This is a genomic window from Planktotalea sp. (assembly GCF_049680325.1).
Lineage (GTDB): Bacteria > Pseudomonadota > Alphaproteobacteria > Rhodobacterales > Rhodobacteraceae > Planktotalea.
Window position 1 is genome coordinate 1 of sequence record NZ_JBAUHO010000162.1, and the last position, 8108, is coordinate 8108.

The following is an 8108-nucleotide window of genomic DNA, read 5'->3' on the forward strand; positions in this document are numbered from 1 at the left end:
GGCCCTTGGCGCGGGCCGTGCGCACGTAGTCCTGATTAAGGTTTTCCAGCATGGCGGCGCGCATATAGCGGCTGATCTGCGCGGTGGTTTGCAGCGCCAGCACCATGACGGGCATTATCATCTGCATGAATTGCACTTTGAAGCTGGCCCAGTCGGTCACCACATGGGTGGTGTCATAGATCGAGGGGAACCAGCCAAGATAGACCGAGAAGATCACGATGAGCAGGGGGCCTGTAAAGAACGGAGGGATCGAAAAGCCGATCATCGAAATGAATGTGCCGGTTTGATCGAAAACCGAATACTGCCGGTACGCGGAATAGATGCCAATCGGCAGGGCAATTGCGATGCCGACGATATAGGCAAGGCCGACAACCCAGAGCGTCTGCGGCATACGCTGGATGACGATATCCATAACAGGGCTGCGGGTTTGCCAGGAGATCACGCGTTGCATGCCCTCTGTATAGCTTGTGCCCCACATCCAGTCCCAGAACACCATCGGTTCAACAACAAAGAACTGATAGAGCCATTTGAAGAAACGGACATGCGCGGGTTGGCCAAGGCCAAGGGCTTCGCGCATCTTTTCTTTCACTTCTGGTGGAACCGTCAGCGGCACCTGCGCCATGGGATCGCCGGGGGCGAGTTCCATGAGGGTGAAAATCACCAAGGCGATGAATAGCAGTGTCGGGACCGACAGTATCAAGCGTCTAATGGTAAAAGTCAGCATACGGGTCCAGACTTTGGGCAGGTGTGTTAGCGACAGGCCTGACAAACGAGCAGGGCAGCGGCAAACAGACCGGGGGGGAAATCAAAATGCACCCTGCCAACCGAACGGAAAGCAGGGTGCGGGATCAAGTCTACTTACTTGATGCGGTACCAGTCAGATGCATTCCACAGCTCGGAGTCCCATGTGTTCAGGACAACACCACCGAGTGAGTTGGAATGTGCAGATACACGACCACGATCAACCAGAGGCAGGATGGAATAGCTCTCTTTTGTGAGCATATCGTTCAGCTTTTTGGCAATCTCGCCGCGCTTGGCCAATTCGCCTGTGCGACCGAGTTCAGCAACCAGCTTGTCATATTCTGCATCGCAGAAGCGGTTGATGTTCTCACCCTGCCACTGAGTGTCAGGACCGGGGTGCTTGTCGCATGTGCGCTGTGCCAGATAGCTTTCCGGATCTGTTCCGTCGAAGTTGTTGGCGTACATTTCAACGTCCGCATAGAACTTCTGGAAGGTATCGGGTGAACCGGGATCGCCGCCGAAGTAGACGGAACCGTCGATGTTACGCAGTTCGGTTTCGACACCGATTTGCTGCCACCAGTCTTTAATCAACGCCTGGAAATCCTGACGAACGGCGTTTGTAGATGTCTGGTAGAGAATGGACAGCTTAACGCCATCTTTCTCGCGCACACCGTCGCCGTCGCTATCAACCCAGCCCGCGCTTTCGAGCATCGCTTTCGCGCCATCAATGTCCTGTGTCATGCAGTCTGTGTTGTCAGATGCATAAAGCGCAGGTGCTGGAACGACGTTACACGTTGGACGACCGGCCTGACCGTAACCGACTTCAACAAGCAACTCGCGGTCAATCGCCATGGACAGGGCTTTACGCACTGCCAAATCGCTCATGAACGGGTGAGGATGCTTTGCTGTGGAACGCTCGCCCTCTGGCAGATCAGGAGACGGGTTGGTCATGTTCATTTCAAGGCGCTCGACGAGCGAACCGAAGGCTGCGATTGTCTTGCCTTTGCCGCCTTCAGCCATCTTCGCGATGACGTCGGGTGCCAGTTGCAGGTTCCAGGCATAGTCGAATTCGCCTGTTTCAAGAACGGCACGACCCGCACCGACCGCATCGCCGCCACCTTTGAAGGTCAGCGTCGCGAAGGCTGGTTTTGCCGGGTCACGGTAGTTCTGATTGGCTTCCATCTGGATAACGTCGTTTGGACGGAAATCCGTAACAACGAACGGGCCTGTGCCGATCGGGCCAAAGTTGGCTTCTGTACACTCTGGTGCACGTGCGCCAAGGCATTCAGCAAACTGGGCCGCTTGCAAAATCGGGGACTGGCCACCCATGAACGGGCCATATGGGTTTGGCTTTGGTTCGGAGAAGCTGACGGTGACTGTCAGATCGTCAACGATTTCAACGCCCGTCACGCCTTCGAATTTCGCCAGCTGTGCGCAACCGCCTTCGGGGTGCATGCAGTAGTCAGCTGTAAACTTGAGGTCCGCAGAGGTGACAGCAGAACCGTCAGACCACAAAAGACCCTCTTTCAACTTCCATGTGATGGATTTGAGATCAGCCGCAACGCCGCCGTTTTCAACTGTCGGGATTTCGCTGGCAAGGTAGGCAACCAATGCGCCGTTCTGGTCGTAGCGGCCCATCGGCTCGATCACGAGCGAGGCAGATTCGATGTCTTTCGTGCCGCTGGACAGATATGGGTTCAGCGTGGACGGTGCCTGCCAATAGATAATGTTGACGTTGCCGTCTGCACCGCGTTCCGCCATGGCCATTGGGGCCATCGCAAAACTCGCAGCAGCACCCAACATGAGTGTACGAAGTTTCATAGAGCTTCTCCTTGTTGAACAAGTCTAACCCCATGTGAGGAAAGACCTGCGTTTTCCGGGACCGATTTATATCGATCCTTTAAACACGACCTATGGGGAAACACGCAGAACGCGCGGGGCTTTAACACCCGTCGCAATCGGCAACCCCCAAGCCAATGCCGCCATCGAAGCAGAGTTTGAAGAAAATGCAAGCACCATGATCCATTGTTTTTGTCTGGTTTCCCTAAAACGCGGCTATGGACGTTGCGTAAAACCGTTGGGATTTGACATCTCTTGCTTCCTGCCACTAGCGTGACGTCAAGCACGTATCGGGGAAGACGCAATGCTCGACAATCCAATCGCCAAAATTGAGAATTTAAGGGTCGAATTCCAAACGAAAGACGGCCCTGTCGTTGGTGTTGAAAACGTTTCGTTCGAGATCAATTCGGGGGAAACGGTCTGTGTTGTCGGCGAATCCGGATCGGGTAAATCGGTTTCATCCTTGTCCTTGATGCGCCTTGTTGAATACGGGGGCGGTGAAATTTCAGGCGGCCGCCTTATTTTTGATCGCAAGAACGATGGCGAGCTGGATTTGCGCGCGGCCGGTCCGGATTTGATGCGCACGATTCGTGGCAACGAGATCGGGATGATCTTTCAGGAGCCGATGACAGCGCTCAATCCTGTGTTCACCGTCGGGCGCCAGCTGACTGAAGGGCTGCGCGTGCATCGCGGATTGTCCAAGGCGCAGGCAGAGGAGCGCGCGCTCGAGTTGATGCGTCAGGTTCGCATTCCCGAGCCTGAAAAGCGGCTGAAGCAATATCCGCATGAGTTGTCCGGCGGTATGCGCCAACGTGTTGTGATCGCGATTGCACTGGCATGCGAGCCGCGCTTGCTGATCGCGGACGAGCCGACGACCGCTTTGGATGTGACCATTCAGGCGGAAATTCTGGCGCTTATGGACCGTCTTAAGCGCGAAACAGGCACGGCGGTGATGTTCATCACCCATGATATGGCAGTTGTTGCCCAGATGGCGGACCGCGTGGTGGTCATGTTCCGCGGCAATAAGGTGGAAGAGGGCACCGTCGAGGAAATCTTCGAGAACCCGCAGCATCCTTATACGAAAGCGTTGCTTGCGGCGGTTCCCAAGCTGGGCGAGATGCGCGGCAAGGCGGCCCCGGAGCCGATGAAGCTGCTTGGCCATGAGCAGGATGAAATCAAGCCGATCCCCGGAACGAATGAGCCATTGCTTGCAGTCTCGAACCTGACGACGCGGTTTCCCGTAACGGGTGGCCTGCTGCGCCGCGTGGTGGCGAATGTGCATGCGTCCGAGGATATTTCGTTCACCATCAACAAGGGGCAAACCCTGTCGCTGGTTGGTGAATCAGGTTGCGGTAAATCGACGGTCGGGCGTTCGCTGCTACGCCTTGTAGAGCCGCTTTCGGGTCAGATCACGCTTGCTGGCAAAGACATCATGGAAATGAACCAAAGCGAGCTGCGCGAAGCGCGCCGCGACATGCAGATGATTTTTCAGGATCCTTTCGCGTCGCTTAATCCACAGATGCAGCTGATGGAGCAGGTGGCCGAACCGATGCGCAACTTTGGCACGGCGTCGGGTAAGGAGCTGACGGACCGTATCGAGATGCTGTTTGATCGCGTGGAACTGCCGCGCTCTTTCTTGCGCCGTTTCCCGCACGAATTGTCTGGTGGCCAGCGCCAGCGCGTTGCCATTGCGCGCGCGCTTGCTTTGAACCCCAAGCTGATTGTCGCGGATGAGGCTGTGTCGGCTTTGGACGTTTCTGTGCAGGCGCAGGTGGTGAACCTGATGATGGAATTGCAGGCCGAACTGGGCCTGAGTTATCTGTTTATTTCCCACGATATGGCGGTGGTTGAACGGGTTAGCCATTATGTTGGCGTGATGTATCTGGGCCGTATCGTTGAAATGGGCCCGCGTGCGGCGGTGTTTGAAGACCCGCGCCATCCTTATACGCAGGCCTTGATGAAGGCGGTGCCGATCGCCGATCCGCGCAAGCGTAAGGACGAGAAGGATTTGAACTTCAAACCCATTCCATCGCCGATGCACCCTGTTGGCTACGTGCCCGAGCCGTCCATGTATGAAGAAGTAAGCCCCGAGCATTTCGTATTGCTGACCGATAGCGGGTATTAAGCCGCGCATGCGATCAATGGAGGTCTGATTGTGACCCAAACTCTCACCCCGCTCGAGCTGATGACCAAGCTCATCAGCTTCCCGACCGTTAGCCGCGACAGCAACCTGCCGCTGATCGACTGGGTTGAAGAGTATCTGAATTCCCACGGCATCACCTGCCACCGCTATTATGACGACACCGAAGGGCGCATCGTTGAAAAGGCGGCGCTTTTCGCGCATGTGGGGCCAGAGGTGGAGGGCGGTCTTGTCCTGTCCGGGCACACGGATGTTGTGCCGATTGATGGCCAGCCATGGGATACGGACCCATGGACCGTGAGCGAAAAAGACGGCAAGTATTACGGGCGCGGCACCTGCGATATGAAGGGTTTTGACGCTTTGGCGATCTGGGCCTTGGTCGAGGCACAAAAGCGCGGCGTTAAGCGCCCTTTGCAAATTGCGCTTAGCTTTGATGAGGAAATCGGCTGCACAGGGGCACCGCCGATGATTGATCGCATCCTAGAGGTCCTGCCCAAGGCCAGCGCTGTCATTGTGGGCGAGCCGTCGATGATGCAGGCGGTCACAGGTCACAAGGGCGGGCGTGGTTGGTTGACCCATGTTGAAGGCTTCGAGGTGCATAGCTCGATCCTGCACACGGGCGCGAATGCGATCATTTACGGGGCCAAGCTGATTGACTGGGCCAACCAGATGAACGCAGAGAATATGGCGAAAGAGCCAAGCGAGACGGCTGCGATGTTCGATCCGCCTTTCACCACCGTGCATGTCGGCATGATAGAAGGCGGCACAGCGCATAATATCACTGCCAAGGATTGCCGCTTTGGTGTGGATTTCCGCGTTGTGCCGGGGGAAGATCCGGGCGAATGGGGCGAGCGCTATTTTGCGAAAGTGCGCGAGGTCGAAGCGGAAATGCAGGCTGTCGTGCCGCAAACTGCAATCCATCTGGATCAACGCTTTAACGTGCCGCCCCTTGTGCCCGAAGATGATGGCGAGGCAGAAACGCTGGTGCGCCAGATCACGGGTGACAATGCTTCGCATAAGGTCAGCTATGGTACCGAGGCAGGCCAGTTTCAGGAGCGCGGTTATTCGGCGGTCATATGTGGCCCCGGCGATATCGCGCAGGCCCATCAGCCCAACGAGTTCTGCACCATCGAGCAGTTCAACGCGGGCCACGTCTTTATGGAAAAACTGCTTGAGCGCCTTGGCTGATGGTCTTTACGATCAACGAACAAAGCCCGATTGAACATAGCGCCGCACTTCCTGGCGAGGCGGATGCAATCATTATCGGCGGCGGCATCATCGGCGTGATGACCGCTTGGGAGTTGGCGAAAGCGGGGCTGAAACCTGTGCTTCTGGAAAAGGGGCGCATTGCGGGCGAGCAATCCAGCCGCAATTGGGGCTGGATCCGCGCGCAGGGGCGCGACATTGCCGAGCTGTCGATCATGCTGGAAGCGCAAAAGATGTGGCCAGAGCTGGACAAGCGGGCAGGCGGCGTGGGTTTGGCGCAAACGGGCACGTTGTTTATGGCATCGGATGATGCGGGGATGGCCGGCTTTCAGGCGTGGCTGGATCAAGCCGCACCTTATCAGCTGGCGTCCAGAATTCTGTCCGCACATGAGTTGGCCGATCATATCCCGCAGGCCAATGCGCGTTGGGCGGGTGCGCTTTATACGCCGACAGACTATCGCGCAGAGCCCTGGATTGCAGTGCCTGCATTGGCCCGTGCGGCGGTTATGGATGGTGTAACCATCATCGAAAACTGCGCAGTGCGCCTGCTTGATATCGAAGGCGGGCAGGTGACGGGTGTCATCACAGAGCAGGGGCGGATCAAATCGACGCGCGTCGCGCTTGCGGGCGGATCGTGGTCCTCGCTTTTGCTGCGCAGGCATGGCGTGTCCATTCCGCAGCTTTCGGTACGCGCCACTGTTGCCGCAAGCGAGGCTGTGCCTGAGGTCGCTTCTGACAATTCTGTCGACGATCGCCTTGCATGGCGGCGGCGCGCGGATGGCGGCTATTCGCTTGCGCCGTCGGGTTTTCACGAACTCTACCTTGGCCCTGATGCTTTTCGCGCCTTTGCCCGCTTTATGCCGCAACTGATCCAAGACCCGCTAGGCACGCGCTATTTGCCTGCCGCGCCAAAAGGGTTTCCCGATGCATGGGGCACAAAGCGGCGTTGGAGCGGCGACGAGGTTAGCCCATTCGAGGCCATGCGCATTCTAAATTCCGCACCCAACAAGGCCAAAGTGCGCAAATTGGCGCGCGATTTTGCCGATACCTTCCCAAGCCTTGGCACGGTTCGGATCAAAGAGGCATGGGCAGGGATGATTGATGTTATGCCCGATGTCGTACCTGTTGTTGATACCTGCGCGGCCTTGCCAAACCTGACGATCTGCACGGGCATGTGTGGGCATGGTTTTGGCATTGGACCTGCATTCGGACGCATCACCGCTAAACTGATGCAGGGGCTTGAGACGGGTCATGATCTTGATCGCTTCCGGTTGTCGCGCTTTTCGGATGGCTCCAAACTGGTGCTTGGCCCCAATCTGTGACGCGGCGTAGGCCCCCTTGCGGGTTCTGCGCGAATGGGTCACGGTTTTGACAGAGATTTAAGGACTCAGATATGCCGATTCACAACCGATTTGCCGACCTGCATGCAGAAATCACTGAATGGCGCAGACATCTGCACACCATTCCAGAGCTTCAATTCGATCTACCCAAGACGGCAGCATACGTGGAAGAGCGCCTGCGCGAAATCGGTGTGGACAGCCTTGAGACAGGCGTTGCGCAAACAGGTTTGGTTGCGGTTATCAAAGGCAAGACCGACACCTGCGGGCGCGTCATTGCCTTGCGTGCGGATATGGATGCGCTGCCGATCAACGAAGCTGCGGATGTCGAGTACAAGTCTACCCACGCCGGCGCGATGCATGCCTGCGGGCATGACGGTCACACGGCCATGTTGCTGGGCGCTGCGAAATATCTTGTTGAAACGCGCAATTTCGATGGCACAGCCGTGCTGCTGTTCCAGCCCGCTGAAGAAGGCGGCGGCGGTGGCAAGGTCATGGTCGATGAAGGCGTTATGGACAAATATGGCGTGCAGGAGGTTTACGGCCTACACAACATGCCGGGAACTGCGACGGGTCACTTTTCGATCCGCCCGGGCGGTATCATGGCTGCAACGGACGAGTTTTCTTTGACCATCACGGGGCAAGGCGGCCACGGCGCTGTGCCCAACAATGCGATTGATCCAAACATTGCCGCGGCCCATATCATTCTGGCCCTGCAATCAATCGTCAGCCGCAATGTGGATCCGTTGAAAAACGCAGTTTTGTCGGTTTGCACGATGAGCAATGACAGCTCTGTTTTTAACGTAATCCCGCAGACGGTACAGCTTGGCGGCACAGTGCGCACC

6 protein-coding genes are annotated in these 8108 nt (G+C 56.9%); 4 read left to right on the top strand and 2 right to left on the bottom strand.

Going from position 1 to position 8108, the window contains the following annotated elements; all coding sequences use genetic code 11:
• Together WBC85_RS07370 and WBC85_RS07375 are read right to left on the bottom strand one after the other, a co-directional pair.
• On the bottom strand, positions 1-724 hold a 724-nt coding region (locus WBC85_RS07370), incomplete at its 3' end, for an ABC transporter permease (RefSeq protein WP_424434625.1).
• 134 nt (positions 725-858) lie between these two features.
• Positions 859-2562, bottom strand: a complete 1704-nt coding sequence (locus WBC85_RS07375) for a peptide ABC transporter substrate-binding protein (RefSeq protein ID WP_424434628.1) — start codon at positions 2560-2562, stop codon at positions 859-861.
• A gap of 322 nt (positions 2563-2884) precedes the next feature.
• On the opposite strand from WBC85_RS07375, the gene WBC85_RS07380 reads away from it, so the two are divergent.
• From WBC85_RS07380 to WBC85_RS07395, 4 genes are all read left to right on the top strand, one after another.
• Positions 2885-4705 carry an ABC transporter ATP-binding protein gene (locus WBC85_RS07380; RefSeq protein ID WP_424434631.1) on the top strand — a complete coding sequence of 607 codons (1821 nt, stop codon included), beginning with the start codon at positions 2885-2887 and terminating at the stop codon, positions 4703-4705.
• A gap of 30 nt (positions 4706-4735) precedes the next feature.
• Entirely contained in the window at positions 4736-5908 is a 1173-nt protein-coding gene (gene argE, locus WBC85_RS07385) for an acetylornithine deacetylase (RefSeq protein WP_424434634.1), read from the top strand.
• Positions 5908-7248 carry an NAD(P)/FAD-dependent oxidoreductase gene (locus WBC85_RS07390; RefSeq protein ID WP_424434637.1) on the top strand — a complete coding sequence of 447 codons (1341 nt, stop codon included), beginning with the start codon at positions 5908-5910 and terminating at the stop codon, positions 7246-7248. The genes argE and WBC85_RS07390 overlap by 1 nt, the downstream gene beginning before the upstream one ends.
• Before the next feature lie 71 nt (positions 7249-7319).
• Positions 7320-8108 (top strand): amidohydrolase (locus WBC85_RS07395; protein WP_424434640.1); only part of this gene is annotated, 789 nt, incomplete at its 3' end.